We start from the raw sequence: 15,967 nt of genomic DNA, 5'->3' as shown, positions 1-15,967 counted from the left end.
ATAGGCTCCCAGCTTCGCGTACGGGGCCAATGTTGCGGAAATCGTGAAGAAACTAACTCTCCTCTGCCGTACGGCTCTCCCTCTTTTGCTGTGCGCGCCCACGGTGGCGCTTGCGCAGGACGCGCAGCCAGCCCCTGCGGCGGCCGACGAACGCGAGGTCGCATTCAGCTCCGACACGCTGACCTACGACAACAATAGCGATATCGTGACTGCGTCGGGCAACGTCCGCATGACGACCGAAGGCAATGCGCTTCGCGCCGACAAGGTGAGCTGGAACCGGCAGAGCGGCGAAGTCCGCGCCGAGGGCAACGTCCGCATCGTCAACCCGCAGGGCGACGCCGCTTATGGCGACAGCGTGATGCTGACGGATACTTTGCGCGACGGCGTCGTCGCGAATCTGCTGGTCGTGCTCGAGGATGGCGGGCGCCTCGCTGCTGACCGCGGCGAGCGCCGCGAGGGCATCACCACCCTCTACCGCGCCGCTTACTCCCCTTGCGCCGTGGTCACCGAGGACGGCTGTCCCAAGAACCCGACCTGGCAGATCAATGCGGTCAAGGTCGTGCACGACCCGGTCAAGAATCGCATCCGCTACGAAGGCGCGAGCCTCAACCTGTTCGGGGTGCCGATCGTCGCTTTGCCCGGCCTGTCCCATCCCGACGGCAGCGAGGGCGGCGGCAGCGGCCTGTTGGTGCCGGATATCCGGATCAGCCGCAGCAACGGCCTCGAGCTCAGCCTTCCTTATTATTTCAAGCTCGCGCCCAACAGGGACCTCACGCTGACGCCGCACGTCTTTACCGACGTGCTGCCGATGCTGGAGGGCCGTTACCGGCAACTGACCGAACTCGGCGCGTTCCAGGTCGGGGGCTTCATCACCGAAGGCCGGCGAGTGCCCATCAACTCGATCAGCGACGAGAGCAGCCGCGGCATCCGCGCCTATCTCGAGGGCAATGGCAAGTTCCAGCTCGATCCTTTATGGAGCATCACCGCGTCGGGCCGCTACGTGACCGACCGCACGTTCCTGCGCCGCTACGATATCTCGCGCGACGACCGCCTGCGCAGCTTCATCAATGCCGAGCGGATCAGCGACGATTCCTACATCTCGATCGCGGGCTGGGGGTTCCAGGGCCTGCGCACCACCGACATTGCCGGGCAGCAGCCGATCGCGCTGCCGGCGATCGATGCGCGGTTCCGCTTCGACGATCCGGTCTGGGCCGGCAAGATCGAGCTGCAGGCAAACAGCCTCGCCATCCTCCGCACCGAGGGACAGGACACGCAACGCGCCTTCGCCAGCGCGCGCTGGGACCGCCGCAGCATCACCGGCATGGGGCAGGAACTCACGCTGACTGCCTATGTGCGCGGCGACGTCTACCATACCGGCGATACCGAGCTCACCTCGACGATCATGTATCGCGGCGACGAAGGCTGGAACGCGCGCGGCATTGCGGCGCTGGCGGCGGACGTCCGCTGGCCGTTCGTCGGCACCTTCATGGGTGGGACCCAGCGCCTCACGCCGCGGGTCCAGCTGGTGCTCTCGCCGGAGACCAAGAACCTCAGCATCCCCAACGAGGATGCGCGCTCGGTCGATCTCGAGGATTCCAATCTCTTCGCATTGAACCGCTTCCCCGGTTACGACCGGTGGGAGGATGGCGCCCGCATCACCTACGGCGCCGACTGGGCGTTCGACCTGCCCGGGATCGCGGTGCGCACCACGATCGGCCAGAGCTACCGGCTCGACCACAAGCCGATCATCCTCCCGGCCGGCACCGGCCTCTCCGACCGCTTCTCCGATTTCGTCGGCCGCACGACGGTCAAGGTCGGCCGCAAGCTCAGCCTCACCCACCGGTTCCGGCTCGACAAGGACAGCCTCGCCGTCCGCCGCAACGAGATCGACACGGTGTTCGGCGGCCGCGAGACCTATGCGACGATCAGCTACCTGCGCCTCAACCGCAACATCGATCCGACGATCGAGGATCTGCGCGACCGCGAGGAACTGAGGTTCGGCGCGCGCGTGAAGTTCGCCGATTACTGGTCGGTGTTCGGATCGACCGTGGTCGACTTGAGCGACAAGGAAGAGGATCCGTTCCTGGTCGCCGACGGCTATGAGCCGGTGCGCCACAGGCTCGGCGTCGCCTATGACGACGACTGCATCGAGATCGGCGTTACGTGGCGCCGCGACTATGACACGACCGGCGACTTCCGGAGGGGGAACACCTTCCTGTTCCGGGTGGCGCTCAAGAATTTGGGCCGCTAAGCTGCGGTTCATGCAAATTGCGGCATATGAGATGCCTGCTTTTATTGGAGGAATGATGAAGCTCGGCACTTTCGGTAGGGCGGCGTTGATGCTTGCCGGGTCTGTTGCGGCCGCGGCGGCCGTGGCGCAGACGGTTGGCGACGATGCGCCCCCGCCCTCGACGGCCCTCAATATTCCGACCAATCCGCAATTCTTCGGCAATGACGATCCGTCGATCCGCAAGGCGACCGCAATCGTCAACGGCTCGGTCATCACCGGCACCGACGTCGACCACCGCCTCGCGCTGATCATCATCGCCAATGGCGGGACCAAGATTCCGCCGGAGGAAATGCAGCGCCTGCGCGCGCAGGTCCTGCGCAACCTCGTCGACGAGACGCTCCAGATCCAGGCCGCCGAGGCTGCCGACATCAAGGTCGAGCCGCGCGAGATCGAGGCTTATTACACGCAATATGCCCAGAATTTGCGGCGCTCGCCGAAGGAGTTCGAGACCTTCCTGCGCGCCAATGGATCGTCCGACCGGTCGATCAAGCGCCAGATCCACGGCGAAATCGCCTGGACGCGCCTCCAGCGCCGCCAGATCGAGCCGTTCGTCAACGTCGCCGAAGAGGAAGTGACGCAGATCATCGAGCGACTGCAGGCGTCCAAGGGCGCCCAGGAATTCCGCATCGGCGAAATCTTCCTGTCCTCTACCCCGGAAACGGCGGCCGAGACGCAGGCCAACGCCATGCGGATCGTCGAGCAGATCCGCGGCGGCGCATCGTTCCTCGCTTATGCACGCCAGTTCTCGGAAGCCTCGACCGCTGCGGTCGGCGGCGACCTCGGCTGGGTCCGTGCCGAGCAATTGCCCGAATCGCTTGCCGAAGCCGCACGTGTGCTTCCGGTCGGGCAGGTCAGCAATCCGATCGCGGTTCCCGGCGGCTTCTCGATCATCGCCGTCCAGGATACGCGCCAGATCCTGACCGCCGATCCGCGCGACGCGACGCTCAGCCTCAAGCAGGTGTCGATCAGCTTCCCGGCGGGCTCGACGCAGCAGAGCGCGTCGCCGCTCGTCGAGCGGCTCGCGCAGACCGCCCGGACGATGGGCGGTTGCGGCGGCGCCGACGCAGCGGCCGCCAAGATCGGGGCCGAAGTCGTGTCCAGCGACCAGGTTCGCGTCCGCGATCTCCCCAAGCCTTTGCAGGACATGCTGCTCGCGCTGAGCATCGGCCAGGCGACCACGCCGTTCGGTTCGGTCGAAGACGGCGTGCGCGTGCTCGTCCTGTGCGGCCGTGACGATCCCGACACGTCCTCAGGCCCGTCGCGCGATCAGGTCTTCGCCCAGCTCTCCGAGCAGCGCGTCAACCGCCGCGCCCAGCGCTATCTCCGCGACCTGCGCCGCGATGCGGTGGTCGATTATCGCTGAGGAGACAGCGCCTTGCCGATGCCCCTCGCCGTAGCGCTGGGTGATCCGGCCGGGATCGGGCCTGAGATTATCGCCAAGTCGTGGGAACAGCGGCACGCCGCCGGCGTGCCGCCCTTCTTTGCGGTCGGCGATTGCGAGGCGATCCGCGCCGTCTGGAGCGGTCGGGTCGAAGCCATTGCCAGTCCCGAAGAAGCGCACGCCTGCTTTGGCGAGGCGCTGCCGGTCATTCGAGTCGGCGGTGGCATGGGCGACATCCGCCCGGGCTCACCAGAACTCGAAGGTGCGCGTAGCGCCCTCGACGCGCTCGAGCTCGCCGTCGGCTTGACCCGCTCTGGCGCGGCCTCGGGGCTCGTGACGGGTCCCGTGTCGAAAGCCCAGCTCTATGCGGTTGGCTTCGTCCATGCCGGGCAGACCGAATTCGTCGCCGAGCGCTGCGGCGTCTCCAGCGAGCTCGTCGCGATGATGCTGGTCGGGCCGTCGCTCAAGACCGTCCCGGTCACCGTGCACATCCCCTATAGGGACGTGCCCGAGGCGCTCACGATCGATCGCATCGTCGCCAAGGGACGCGCGACGGTGCGCGGGCTCCAGCGCCAGTTCGGGATCGAGCAGCCGCGCCTCGCGGTGGCGGGGCTCAACCCCCATGCCGGCGAGGACGGCGCGCTCGGCCGCGAGGAGATCGACGTGATCATCCCTGCGATCGAACGGCTGCGCGAGGAAGGCTTCGACGTCATCGGCCCGCTTGCGGCCGACACGATGTTTCACGCCCGGGCTCGCGCCGATTACGACGTGGCGCTCTGCATGTATCACGATCAGGCCCTGGTGCCTTTGAAGACCCTCCATTTCGACGAGGGCGTCAACATGACGCTTGGCCTGCCGATCGTGCGGACGTCACCCGACCACGGCACCGCCTTCGGCATTGCAGGACGCGACCAAGCCCGGCCCGGGGCGATGATCGCTGCGCTCAAGACCGCCTTCGTTTCCGCCCAGCGCATCGGCCAGGCGTGAAGCCCCTCCCCCCGCTGCGCGAGGTAATTGCGCGCCACGGCCTCAGCGCGTCCAAGGCGCTCGGCCAGAATTTCCTGCTCGATGGGCAGTTGCTCGACCGCATTGCCCGCATCCCGGGCGATCTGGCGGGGGAGCGCGTTTACGAGGTCGGGCCGGGCCCGGGCGGCCTGACCCGCGCACTGCTGGGCGCGGGGGCCGAGGTCACCGCCGTCGAGCGCGACCGCCGCTGCCTGCCTGCCCTGGCGGAACTGAACGAGGCGTCGGACGGCCGGTTGCACGTGATCGAGGGGGATGCGCTCGCCATCGCCGAAGCCGCCACGGTCGGCGTCGGCGCCCATATCGTCGCCAATCTCCCCTACAATGTCGGCACGGCCTTGCTGGTGCGCTGGCTCGGCGGCGAGGAATGGCCGCCTTTCTGGCGATCGCTCACCCTCATGTTCCAGCAGGAAGTCGCCGAACGGATCGCGGCGAAGCCCGGCGGATCGGCTTACGGCCGCCTTGCGGTGCTCGCGCAGTGGCGCAGCACGGCCAAGCTGGCGATGAAAGTCCACCGCTCGGCCTTCGTGCCGCCGCCCAAGGTCATGTCGGCCGTGGTCCACATCGTCCCGCACGAGGCGCCCGCAGGCGTGCGCGCCGCGACGATCGAGAAGGTGACTGGAGCCGCGTTCGGCCAGCGCCGCAAGATGCTGCGCCAGAGCCTCAAGGGGTTGCCCGGGGCGCTCGAGGCGCTGGAGGCGCTCGGCATCGATCCGCAGCGCCGCGCCGAGACCCTCGCCGTCGACGAGTTCGTCGCGATCGCGCGGACGATGGACGCTTAGTTCTTCGCAGGCGTCGGCGGCGTTTCCTGCGTGCGCGCGGCAATCGCCTCGGCCGGCGGACCCTTCGCGATCACGGCGGCGAGGGTGGTGGCTTGCGGGCACGGGTTCTTGCAGACCGTCTTTATCTTTTCGAGGTTGCGCTTGGCGCGCTCGACCGCGCCGCGCTGCATCAAGGCCTCGCCCTGACCGGCGAGAGCGGTGACATCGTTGGGCTCGACCACGAGCGCTTCGCCGTAGAGCTTGATCGCCTTGCCCGGCAGCTTCTGCGCCTGCGCCACCCGCGCGAGAGCGACATAAGCGCCGCGGTTGCGCGGGTCGACCGCGAGCGAGCTCTCCAGCGAGTCGATCGCGGCGTCATATTGGCCGGAAGCGGTCTGCGCTTGGCCCTGCTGGAGCAAAGCCACGGAGCGCGCGTCGATCTGGTCGTCAGGGCGCTGGCTGTGGCCCGCGCTCGCCATGGTCGCCAGCGCGATGGCCACCGAAAGGGCAATGGGCGTGAGGCGCATCAAAGTCTCCATGATCTGTCGAGCGGCAATCTAGCATGGGGCCTGCCACCGCGCGACGAAAAAGCCGTCCGTACCGTCGCTTGCGGGCGTGAGCAGATGGCCTGCGCCCGCGCTGCGACCGCCCTTGATGCCGATCTCTTGCGAAACGAAGCCTGAACGGCGGGTCAGGAAGGCTTCCGCCTGGCCGCGTCCCTCCTCCGCCAGCAACGAGCAGACGGCATAGACCAAATGCCCGCCCGGCCGCACCAGTTCCGCAGCCACGTCAATCAGATGCGCCTGCAGCTTCACAAGCCGATCGAGCCGGTCCGGGGTGAGGCGCCAGCGCGTTTCGGGATTGCGCCGCCACGTGCCGGTGCCCGAGCAGGGCGCATCGACGAGGACGATTTCCGCCTGGCCCCGCAACGCCGCCAGTGCTTCGGATTCGCGACCCGGGTTGAGCAGGAACGGCTCGACGATCGAGACGCCGGCGCGCTCGAGGCGCGGCGTCATCCGCGACAGGCGGGTGCGATCGGTGTCGGCGGCGACGATCCGGCCCCGATTCGCCATTTCGGCGGCGAGCGCGAGCGTCTTGCCGCCTGCGCCGGCGCACAGGTCGACGACGGTCATGCCGGGCGTCGCCGCGCAGGCAAGCGCCAGCAACTGGCTGCCTTCGTCCTGTATTTCGACGAGGCCCGCCTTCCAGGCGGCCGTCTCCTCGACTGCGGTCCCCTCGGGAAGACGCAGGCCGATCGGCGACAGCGGCGTCGGGGTCGCGTCGGACAAGGCGCTCCGCGCCTCTTCGAGACCGCCCTTGAGGCGGTTGGCGCGGACGTCCAGCGGCGCGCGTTCGAGGAGGGCGTCGAGCTCCCGTTCGTCGATCAGCGGATCGAAGCGGTCGCGCAGCCACAGCGGCGCAGCCCCGGCTGGCGCGATCGGCTCGCCCCCCTGGATTGCGGCGGGTCCGTGCGCCGAGCCGTCGAACAAAGGGAGCAGATCTGGATCGTCTTCAGCGAGGCCGAGCACGGCCGCGCGCCCGGACTCGGGGCGCTCCCCTGCCCTCCGGATCGCGCGATAGACGAGGTCGCGCACCGCCCGCCGGTCCTTCGATCCCGCGTAGCGTCGCGTCTTGAAGTAGCGGGCGACGACCGTATCGGCCGCAGCCCCGCCTTCACGCGCAGCGACGACGATCTCGTCGAGCAGCTCGATCGCCGCCTGGACGCGTGCGGCGGGGGTCACCCGCGCGAGGGGTAATTGGGCGCCTCGCGGGTGATCGCCACGTCGTGGACATGGCTTTCGCGCAGGCCCGCGTTCGTGATGCGGACGAAGTGGGCGCGCTTCTGCAGGTCCGGGATGGTGGCCGAGCCGGTATAGCCCATCGCCGCCTTCACGCCGCCGACCAGCTGGTGGATCACGTCCTTGGCATGGCCCTTATAGGGGACCTGGCCCTCGATGCCCTCGGGCACGAGCTTCATCTGGTCCTTGATGTCCTGCTGGAAATAGCGGTCGGCCGAACCCCGCGCCATCGCGCCGACCGAGCCCATGCCCCGATAGGATTTGTAGGAACGGCCCTGGTAGAGGAAGGTCTCGCCGGGCGCCTCTTCCGTGCCGGCTAGCAGCGATCCGACCATCACGGTCGCGGCGCCGGCGGCAAGCGCCTTGGCCATGTCGCCGCTGGTGCGCAGGCCGCCGTCGGCAATGATTGGGATACCCGATTTCGCCGCCTCGCTGGCCGCCTCCATGATCGCGGTGAGCTGGGGCACGCCGACGCCGGCGACCACGCGGGTCGTGCAGATCGAGCCCGGACCGATGCCGACCTTCACGCCGTCCGCGCCGGCGCCGATCAGCGCCTTGGTGGCCTCGGCGGTGGCGACGTTGCCGGCGACCACCTGGACGGAATTGCTGATCTTCTTGATCCGCTCGACCGCAATCGCGACGTCCTTGTTGTGGCCGTGCGCGGTGTCGATGACGATCAGGTCGCATTCGGCGTCGATCAGCGCCTGGCTGCGGTCGAAGCCCTTGTCGCCGACCGTGGTCGCGGCAGCGACGCGCAGGCGCCCCGAACCATCCTTGGTGGCCGAGGGATAATTGACCGCCTTCTCGATGTCCTTGACCGTGATCAGGCCAATCACGCGCTGTGCCTCGTCGACGACGAGCAATTTCTCGATGCGGCGCTGGTGGAGCTGGCGGCGCGCCTCCTCCTGGGTAACGCCGGGGCCGACGGTGACGAGATTCTCGCTGGTCATCAGCTCCGAGACGGGCTGCTTGGGGTTCTCGGCGAAGCGGACGTCGCGGTTGGTGAGGATGCCGACCAGCTTGCCGCCCTCGTCGGTGATGGGAATGCCCGAAATGCGGTGGCGCGCCATTAGCTGGAGCGCATCGGCGAGCGTCTGGTTGCGGGCCATGGTGATTGGATTGACGACCATGCCGCTCTCGTAGCGCTTCACGGCGCGGACGGCCGCGGCCTGTTCGTCGATCTCGAGATTGCGGTGGAGAACGCCCAGACCGCCGAGCTGTGCCATGACGATCGCCATGTCGGCCTCGGTCACCGTGTCCATCGCCGAGGACAGAATCGGAATGTTGAGGCCGATCTCCCTGGTGACCTGCGTCCGCGTATCGGCCTGGCTCGGCAACACGCTCGACTCGGCAGGCCGAAGGAGCACGTCGTCGAAGGTGAGCCCCAGGCTGATTTCCATATTTCTCTACTCTTTGGTCGGGATTCGGTGCCGCTACATAAGAGCCGAGCGGCCAAAGCGCTAGCGTTGTGAGGGTTTGTACCGTTTGGGATCGGCCAGCCTGCGCGCCAGGCCGATCAACAGATCGGTGTCTTCGGCGGCGCCATCCAGCACAATCTCGCGGGCAAGATCGTCGTCAGGAGCATGATAGGGTCCGCGCAGGAATGCCGTAAGCCGCTCCATGTCCGAAAAGGAGCCGCCGACCATCACCGTAGGGACCCCCTGCTTCGCGAGCGCCCATCCGTCCTGGCGCCGAACCATGATGTCGGCCTCACCGTCCGTGTCGTGGCGGCGGCCCGCATTTTCCACGCTCTTGGCGATCGCGGCGTCGAGCGGCGCATTGCCCCGGCCGATGACCGCCACCGGCTCGCCCTTGGGGGCGATGGCGACGGTGTCGAGGTTGATCGCCGCGACGATCGATCCAAGCGGGACGGTCGGCTCGGCGGCGAAATGGGCAGCGCCGAGCAGACCCAGTTCCTCGGCCGTCGTCGCCAGGAACAGAATGTCGCGCTTGGGCCGGTCGCCACGCGCAAGGCCGCGTGCAGCTTCGATCAGCATCGCGATCCCGCTGGCATTGTCGACCGCCCCATTGCAAATCCGGTCGACCGCGCCCGCGGGGCCGCAGAGGCCGAGATGGTCCCAATGGGCGAGGATCAACACGCTCTCGCGGGACTTTCCGGACCCGGCCAGCCGCGCCACGAGATTGTGGGACTCATAGGCCCGCACCCGCGACGAGACCTCGATCGACGCGCGCGCCACCGCGGGCTCCGCCCGGACGGGATCGAACGCGCGCCCCGCGGTCTCGACGAGCCGCTGCGCTGCCGCCGCCGGCATCGCGCCGGCAATGCGCGGTACCGTCTCGCTCTGCAGCCTGGTGCCGCCGTGCGCAAATTGATCGGTGACGGCGGACCAGGGCACATCGTCCGCATAGACGGCGATCACCGCCGCCGCCCCAGCCTCGACCAGCGCTCTGGCGCGCTCCCCGTAGTTCGGCGCCTGGGCGCTGAGCGGCTGGGCCTGGAGCAGCAGGGCGATTCCGCCGCGCAGGTCGATCCCGGCGGTCTGGCTGGCGAGGCCATGCCCGACGAAATGAACCGGCGCATCGAGCAAGGCTTCCTGCGGACCACTCCCGACAAGAACCAGATCCTCCTGGTCCAGCGCGACAGGGACGCCGGCGGCGTTCCAGAGCGCCCGGTGGGCGAAGGGCGCCCGCTCGACCAGAGGCACCGGCTGGTACCAGTCGCCGTTGCCGGTCGCCGGCTCCAGTCCGAGCGCCCGCAACTGGGTCGCGATATAGACCAGCGTCTTGGATTCGCCCGCCGTGCCCGGCTGGCGCCCTTCGAACGTATCGCTGGCGAGCACTTCGATATGGCGGCGCAACTGGTCCGGGGTGACCGGATCGGCGCGGGCTTCCGCAGGTAGAGCGACGAGGAGCGGCAGCGCCGCAAGCAACAGCCTGTGCATATACCTGCTTAGGCGCGGTGCGCTTTGTGTGTCGAGAGCCCGGTGCGCGCGCTCAGCCGAAGCCAAGCGCCGCTTCCGTCTTGGTGATGTTGCCCGGAGCACCGACGTCGAACCAAAGCCCCTGATGGACGGTGCCGAAGCATCTTCCGGTCTCCATCGCCCGGTTCCAGAGCAGGTTTGTCGAGAAAGGGCCTTCCGGCATCTCGCCTGCGAACAGCCGCTTCGATACGATCTGGATGCCGGTGTACACGAACGGAGCGACTGTGCCCCGCTTCTTCCGCCGGAGCTCGCCCGTCGCGCTCATGTGGAAGTCGCCCTGGCCCGGATGGCAATTGGCGCGGGCGAAGGGGACGAGCAGGAGCAAGGCGTCCATCCGCGCGTCGTCCCAGGCCGAGGCCAGCAGGCGGAGCGAATCGACCGGGCCGTCGACCCAATAATTGTCGGCATTGACCGCCAGGAACGGATCGGCGTCGATCAGCGGCAGCGCCTTTACGAGGCCGCCGCCGGTTTCGAGCAACTGGGCGCGCTCGTCGGAAATGGCGATCTCGATGCCGGTCACGCGGTTGCGCAGATGCGCCTCGAGCGCGTCCGGCAGATAGTGGACGTTGACCACCGCCTTTTTGACGCCGGCGGCGCGCAGATGGTCGAGCGTATGGTCGAGCAACGTCTTGCCGGCCACCTCGACCAGCGGCTTGGGCCGCGTCGCGGTGAGCGGACGCATCCGCTTGCCGATGCCCGCGGCCATGACCATGGCGGTGGCCGGTACTTCGGTGGCGGGATCGGGACGAAGCGCGAGCGGGCGCCGGAATGCCGTCACGCCGCCTGGCCTTCCGTCCAGGCCGCGGCGCGCTTCGCCTCGGGCACGTTGCGGTCGAACCAGTCTTTAACCGGAGCCAGCGCCGGATGGGCAAGGTCGCGTTCCAGCAAACCCCACATGCGCGGCTGGAAGCTGGTGTAATGGGGCTTGTTGTCGCGCTTCCAGAGGCGAGTGAACACGCCGAGGATCCGGGTATTGCGCTGTGCAGCGAGCGCCCAATAAGCGTCTTCGAACGCATCGCCGCAGTCCGTCGCGGTCCGATAGCGGTCGAGCATCGCCCGTTCGACCGCCGGGGTGACGTCGCGGCGGGCGTCTTCCAGCACCGACGCGAGATCGTAGGCGGGGTGGCCGGCGACCGCGTCCTGGAAATCGAGCAGCCCGAACTGCCTGATGTCCTGGTGACCGTCGACCAGCATGATGTTTTCGGCGTGGAAGTCCCGGAGCACCGTGACCGGCCCAAGGCCGTCGTCGGACACTTTCGCGAGCACCTCCTGCCAGGCGCGCTCATAGCCCGCGACATCGACATCGAGGCCCAGCGCAGGGCAATACCATTCGGGGAAGAGCTGGAGCTCCTCCATCCATCGATCAATGCCGTGCGGCCGCAGCCCCGCCATACAGGGCTGGCGGTGGAGATGGACGAGGAGGTCCACGGCGAGGGTGTAGAGCTCGGTCTCCCGCTCCGGCGTGACGTCGAGCGTCTCGCGCAGTCGCCGGTCACCAAAGTCGTCGATCAGCAGCAGGCCTTGCTCCAAATCCCGGGCAAGGACGCGGGGCGCGGAGAGGCCAGCCTGGACGAGCCACTCCGCCGCCTCGATGAACGGCCGTGGGTCTTCGTGCGGCGGCGGCGCGTCCATCAGCACGGCGCGGCGCTCGCCGTCGATCACGCGGAAATAGCGGCGGAAGCTCGCATCGCCGGCCAGCGGACGTATCTCGGCTCCCTCCCAGCCGTGGGCGGCAAGGAAAGCGGGCGCAGCGGCGGGTGGAATCATCTGGGAGGCCATCGAGTCTCCCAAGCGGGAGGGACCTTGGCTGTCAAGGCGCGGTCGCCCCTCTCCCCGAAGGTAAGATGCAGTTGCAGGCTATCCTGCCACAGCGATGCGCCGAGCCGCTCCGGCCATTCGACCAGCAAAGCGGCGAATTGACGCGCCTCGTCGAGCGCCAATTCCTCCAATTCCGCTTCATGCTCAATCCGGTAGAGATCGACATGCCACAGCGGGATTCGCAGATCGGGCGGGTCATAGGTCTGCACGATCGGGAAGGTCGGGCTTGCGACGTCGCCCTTGAGGCCGAGGCCATGCAGCACCCCGCGGCTGAGCGTGGTCTTGCCGGCGCCGAGATCGCCGAACAGAGCGATGACGTCGCCGACGCGGATCACGCCGGCCAGGCGCTCGCCCAACGCCTCGGTCGCCTCGGGGCCTTCGAGCCGCATCAGCCGGCGCGCGGGAGACGCAAAGTAACGGTCGTGCCCTTCCCCTCCTCCGACTGGAGGCTGACCGTTCCGCCATGCGCCTCGACGAACTGCTTGGTGAGGGGCAGCCCGAGGCCGAGCGCAGCCTCCTCGCCAGTGCGGGGCGCGGTGGTGCGGTGGAAGCGATCGAATACGCGGGCCTGGGCGGCATGGGCGATTCCGCGGCCGTTGTCGGACACGGTCACCTCGGCCTCGACCGCATCGCCCGCCGCGTGGACCAGGACGCGCCCGCCCGGCGCGGTATAGGCGACGGCGTTGGTCAGGATATTGTCGAGCGCCTGGCGCAGCCGGCGCGGATCGCCGGTCAGGGTGCCGACCGACGGCTCGAGTTCGACGGTGAAGGCGATGCCCTTCTTGTCCGCCGCCGCCCGAGCCTGCTCCGCCGCCTCGGCGCACAAGGCGTAGAGATCGACCTCGTCCTCGGCGAGGAGGAGGCTGCCGGTGTCGCTCTGGGTGAGGTCGAGGACATTGTCGATCAACGCGCCGAGGCGCCCGACCGACTCGATGATCGCGAACACATATTCGGTCGCGGTCGGCGCGAGATCGCCGGCATAGCCGTTGGCGAGCATTTCGGCGAAGCCCGAGATCGAGGTGAGCGGTGTCCTAAGCTCGTAGCTCATGTTGGAGACGAACGCGGTCTTCAGCCGATCCGCCTCCTCCAGCGCTTCATTGCGCTCGCGCAGCGCCGCCTCGATCATGCGGCTGTCGGTGATGTCCAGCATGGTAAAGAGGGCGTTGCCGTCGGGCAGCGGCACCGCGGCGAACTCGAAATCGCGGCCGTCGGTCAGCGACACGCGGCCGCTCCTCTGCTTGCGCTCGACGGTCGCGCTGCGCACCAGTTCGCGCACCAGCCCGGCATGGTTGGGGTTCTTGAGCTTGCGCGCGAGATGGGGCGTCATCGCGTCGACGCGCGGATGGGCGGCGAGCTGCTCCTCGTCATATTCCCAGATCTCGCGGAAGCGGTTGTTCCACAAATGGAGGCGGCCGTCCGAGGCGAAGACGCCGACCGCCTCGAACAGATTGTCGAAGGTGGCGGTGCGGACGCGCAGCAAGGTATCGCGCGCGCTGGCGAGCTGGATCTGCTCGGTGCGGTCCTCGAAGATGACGAGCAGGCCGCCGTCCGGCAGCGGCTGCGCGACGACGCGAAGGTGCTTGCCGCCCGGCAGCAGCCAATCTTCCTCGTCCGCGGCCAGGCCGGCGGTGAACCAGCCGCGATGCGTCTCCTTCCAGTCGGGAAAATCGCGGACCTCGGGCAGGTTGCCGCTCTCGCGCATCGCATCGAGCACGCGGTCGAATTCGGGGCGATCGGCGACGAAATCGGCTGCCAGCGAGAACAAGCGGCAGAAGGGCTGGTTGGAGAAGGTCAGGCTGCGATCGCGGCCGAACTGGGCGACGCCGGCCGACAGCCGATCGAGCATGTCGCGCTGGGCGCGGACGAAGCGGGCGAGGTCAGCGCGCGCCTGCTCGCGATCCTCGACGTCGATCGCATAGCCCGCGACCCCGGTCGCGCCGAGAGGGACCTCGACCACGCGCATCATCCGCCGCTCGCCGGCGATCGTGGCCGGCACGGTGCGGGCACTCGGCTCGCCGCTCTCGCGCACCGCCGCCGCATGCGCGATCTGGCTCTTGCCATCGCTCTCGTCGACCAGCTCGATGCCCGACTTGATCACGGCCATCGAATCGTCCGCCTCGACGGCCTCGACATAAGCGCGGTTGACCATCGCGAGGTGGAGGTTCGGGCCGCGGTGCCACATCGGGAACGGCGCGGCTTCGAGCAGAGCCGAGATGGCGTCGAGCGCGGTGGTGAGGCGCACCACTTCGCTGCGCAGCGCGGTCATCTGCTCCTCGCTCTCGGTGGCGTCGAAGAACCACAAAAGCACGCTGCCGACCGGATAGGGCGCCGGCGCGGGCGCGCCGCGGACGAGCAGGACCCGCGACGAGCCCTGCGGGCGCATCGGCAGGCTGAAGGCCGCGCCCGAGGCCGACGATTGCTCCACGCGGTCGGCCAGCACCGCCGCATCTTCGGCCGACAGGCCTGCGTCGGTGTCGGCGAGGTCGCCAAGCCGCCCAGGCACGGATGTCAGGCCGATCAGCCCAGCCACGCGCGCGGATGCGTCGAGGCGGCCGTCGGGGAAGACGATCAGCGGCACGGCCGGGCTCGCCGCCAGCAGCGCCTCGCCGCGGTCGGCCGAGCCGGTCCGCGCAGAAGCCGCGCCGCTGCGCACGAGGCCGCGCAATGTCGCCCAGAGCGCCACGGCCAGCCACAACCCGCAGAACAGGGCGATCAACGCCAGCGATGTGCGGGAAAGCGCGATCATACCGCCGGGCTCAACGCGAACGCAGACGGGGATGGCGGGCAATGTGCATAGGCCGTGTCTAGCGGCAGCCGCGGGCGAGCGGAAGTCTCGCCTATAGGGAGATTGTCGGGTCGAAACGGATAGCGGTCAGCAGCTCCTCCGTGGCCGGTCCCACGGTCATGGGGTTGCGGTGGGGCAAAACGGCAATATCGAACAATTCGACCAATTCCGCTTCGTAGCGAATGAATTCGACTACGGCCGCCTTGCCCAAATCGACCACAAAGATGCCGCACCACGGCGCGCGCCGCTCCCGGGCAAGCCGCTCCTCGAACGGCAGCCCGACCGAACTGCCCCGGGGCTTCGAGGCGGCGATCAGGGCGAAATCGCCATGCAGCGCCATGCCGCGCAGAAAGCCGGGCAGGAACAGGATCTCGGTCCGCGCGCCGCTCGCAGGATCGATGCTGACCAGCATGCCCCGACCCGAGTCGAGCACGAGAACGCCGCCGCGATAGAGGCGCGGACTATGCGGCATCGAGAGGCTGACGGTCACGATCTCGCCGCTTGCGACGTCGATCAGGACGCCGCCTTGCTGGGGACGCTGCCGCCAGCCCGAGGGCGTGTCGGTGCTGCTCACGGCGGTCACGAACGCGGGAACCCCGTCGCTCATCGCCAGTCCGTTGAGGTGGCACCGATCCTCCGCTGCCAGCGCGGAGATGAAGCGCGGCTTCCAGATCGGCCTGAAACTGTAATCGGGGTCCGTCGCCGCGAGGCAGGAAAATCGGCTGTTGGCGAAGATGACCCGCCCCGAGCGATCGACGCCGAGTTCGTGCGCGTCGACATATCCGGTCACGTGGGCGGCGCGCGGAACCAAGACGCAATCGAACGCCCGGTTCGCGAACTCGCCCGGAGCCAGCATGTTGCCGAGTCGCCAGATCTGAAACAGGGAAGCGACGTGCAATTGCCCGCCGGCATAATGAAGGCCCATGGCGCGCGTGTAATTCTGTTCGTTGAAGAACAGGCGCCCGTCGGGGGCCACCCCCGCCACGATGAGGCGTCCCGTCTGGTAAGAGGTGTAGGCCAGCGACACACGCTGATCGAGCATCCATTCGGCCATGCCGGGCGAATGGGTCAGCCGAACGGCGTCAGGATCATAAGGCGCGGGCTCCCAGAGCCGCGGCGAAGGTTGCTCTTTGTCTACCACGCGGCTCCGCGCTCTCGATCATGCGAA

Annotated in this window: 13 protein-coding genes; 4 read left to right on the top strand and 9 right to left on the bottom strand. The window is 68.2% G+C overall.

Annotation, left to right across the window (positions count from 1 at the left end):
• The first annotated feature begins 103 nt into the window (after window positions 1-103).
• From SH591_RS01165 to rsmA, 4 genes are read left to right on the top strand one after another with little or no spacing between them, the layout of a single operon-like run.
• Window positions 104-2,251: an LPS-assembly protein LptD gene (locus SH591_RS01165; protein ID WP_324750171.1), complete on the top strand. Its 2,148-nt coding sequence runs from the start codon at window positions 104-106 to the stop codon at window positions 2,249-2,251.
• Window positions 2,252-2,303: 52 nt separating this feature from the next.
• Window positions 2,304-3,653, top strand: coding sequence for a peptidylprolyl isomerase (locus SH591_RS01160; RefSeq protein ID WP_324750170.1), 1,350 nt, complete (start codon window positions 2,304-2,306; stop codon window positions 3,651-3,653).
• A gap of 18 nt (window positions 3,654-3,671) precedes the next feature.
• On the top strand, window positions 3,672-4,658 hold the full coding sequence (gene pdxA / locus SH591_RS01155) for a 4-hydroxythreonine-4-phosphate dehydrogenase PdxA (RefSeq protein ID WP_324750169.1): 987 nt from the start codon (window positions 3,672-3,674) through the stop codon (window positions 4,656-4,658).
• Window positions 4,655-5,476 (top strand): 16S rRNA (adenine(1518)-N(6)/adenine(1519)-N(6))-dimethyltransferase RsmA, encoded by an 822-nt coding sequence (rsmA, locus tag SH591_RS01150; RefSeq protein WP_324750168.1) that lies wholly within the window; start codon window positions 4,655-4,657, stop codon window positions 5,474-5,476. The genes pdxA and rsmA overlap by 4 nt, the downstream gene beginning before the upstream one ends.
• Here the strand turns inward: rsmA and SH591_RS01145 are convergent.
• The 9 genes from SH591_RS01145 to SH591_RS01105 form a co-directional block, all read right to left on the bottom strand.
• The gene (locus SH591_RS01145; protein ID WP_324750167.1) at window positions 5,473-5,982 is read right to left on the bottom strand and encodes a tetratricopeptide repeat protein; all 510 of its coding nucleotides are present in this window, start codon (window positions 5,980-5,982) and stop codon (window positions 5,473-5,475) included. The genes rsmA and SH591_RS01145 overlap by 4 nt on opposite strands.
• 30 nt (window positions 5,983-6,012) lie before the next feature.
• Window positions 6,013-7,197: an RsmB/NOP family class I SAM-dependent RNA methyltransferase gene (locus tag SH591_RS01140; RefSeq protein ID WP_324750166.1), complete on the bottom strand. Its 1,185-nt coding sequence runs from the start codon at window positions 7,195-7,197 to the stop codon at window positions 6,013-6,015.
• Window positions 7,194-8,654 carry an IMP dehydrogenase gene (guaB, locus tag SH591_RS01135; protein ID WP_322830408.1) on the bottom strand — a complete coding sequence of 487 codons (1,461 nt, stop codon included), beginning with the start codon at window positions 8,652-8,654 and terminating at the stop codon, window positions 7,194-7,196. The genes SH591_RS01140 and guaB overlap by 4 nt, the downstream gene beginning before the upstream one ends.
• 60 nt (window positions 8,655-8,714) lie before the next feature.
• Entirely contained in the window at window positions 8,715-10,157 is a 1,443-nt protein-coding gene (locus tag SH591_RS01130) for a M20/M25/M40 family metallo-hydrolase (RefSeq protein ID WP_324750165.1), read from the bottom strand.
• 52 nt (window positions 10,158-10,209) lie between these two features.
• Entirely contained in the window at window positions 10,210-10,908 is a 699-nt protein-coding gene (locus SH591_RS01125; RefSeq protein ID WP_416385219.1) for a nucleotidyltransferase family protein, read from the bottom strand.
• A gap of 62 nt (window positions 10,909-10,970) precedes the next feature.
• On the bottom strand, window positions 10,971-11,975 hold the full coding sequence (locus tag SH591_RS01120) for an aminoglycoside phosphotransferase family protein (protein ID WP_324750163.1): 1,005 nt from the start codon (window positions 11,973-11,975) through the stop codon (window positions 10,971-10,973).
• Window positions 11,960-12,403 carry a tRNA (adenosine(37)-N6)-threonylcarbamoyltransferase complex ATPase subunit type 1 TsaE gene (tsaE, locus tag SH591_RS01115; RefSeq protein ID WP_324750162.1) on the bottom strand — a complete coding sequence of 148 codons (444 nt, stop codon included), beginning with the start codon at window positions 12,401-12,403 and terminating at the stop codon, window positions 11,960-11,962. Before tsaE ends, SH591_RS01120 begins: the two co-directional genes overlap by 16 nt.
• The gene (locus tag SH591_RS01110) at window positions 12,403-14,760 is read right to left on the bottom strand and encodes a sensor histidine kinase (RefSeq protein WP_324750161.1); all 2,358 of its coding nucleotides are present in this window, start codon (window positions 14,758-14,760) and stop codon (window positions 12,403-12,405) included. The genes tsaE and SH591_RS01110 overlap by 1 nt, the downstream gene beginning before the upstream one ends.
• Before the next feature lie 91 nt (window positions 14,761-14,851).
• The gene (locus SH591_RS01105) at window positions 14,852-15,853 is read right to left on the bottom strand and encodes a TIGR03032 family protein (protein ID WP_324750160.1); all 1,002 of its coding nucleotides are present in this window, start codon (window positions 15,851-15,853) and stop codon (window positions 14,852-14,854) included.
• Window positions 15,854-15,967 lie beyond the last annotated feature (114 nt).

Origin of the sequence: Sphingomonas sp. LY54, from assembly GCF_035594035.1 — a bacterium.
Classification (GTDB): domain Bacteria; phylum Pseudomonadota; class Alphaproteobacteria; order Sphingomonadales; family Sphingomonadaceae; genus Allosphingosinicella.
This window is presented reverse-complemented; position numbering and strand designations above follow the sequence as displayed.

Excerpts from the sequence above, each read along its gene's own strand:
- SH591_RS01160 (WP_324750170.1), top strand. The coding sequence starts at position 2,304 with ATGATGAAGCTCGGCACTTTCGGTAGGGCGGCGTTGATGCTTGCCGGG.
- pdxA (WP_324750169.1), top strand. The coding sequence starts at position 3,672 with ATGCCCCTCGCCGTAGCGCTGGGTGATCCGGCCGGGATCGGGCCTGAG.
- SH591_RS01145 (WP_324750167.1), bottom strand. The coding sequence starts at position 5,982 with ATGCGCCTCACGCCCATTGCCCTTTCGGTGGCCATCGCGCTGGCGACC.
- guaB (WP_322830408.1), bottom strand. The coding sequence starts at position 8,654 with ATGGAAATCAGCCTGGGGCTCACCTTCGACGACGTGCTCCTTCGGCCT.
- SH591_RS01130 (WP_324750165.1), bottom strand. The coding sequence starts at position 10,157 with ATGCACAGGCTGTTGCTTGCGGCGCTGCCGCTCCTCGTCGCTCTACCT.
- SH591_RS01125 (WP_416385219.1), bottom strand. The coding sequence starts at position 10,908 with ATGGTCATGGCCGCGGGCATCGGCAAGCGGATGCGTCCGCTCACCGCG.
- SH591_RS01120 (WP_324750163.1), bottom strand. The coding sequence starts at position 11,975 with ATGGCCTCCCAGATGATTCCACCCGCCGCTGCGCCCGCTTTCCTTGCC.
- tsaE (WP_324750162.1), bottom strand. The coding sequence starts at position 12,403 with ATGCGGCTCGAAGGCCCCGAGGCGACCGAGGCGTTGGGCGAGCGCCTG.
- SH591_RS01110 (WP_324750161.1), bottom strand. The coding sequence starts at position 14,760 with ATGATCGCGCTTTCCCGCACATCGCTGGCGTTGATCGCCCTGTTCTGC.
- SH591_RS01105 (WP_324750160.1), bottom strand. The coding sequence starts at position 15,853 with ATGGCCGAATGGATGCTCGATCAGCGTGTGTCGCTGGCCTACACCTCT.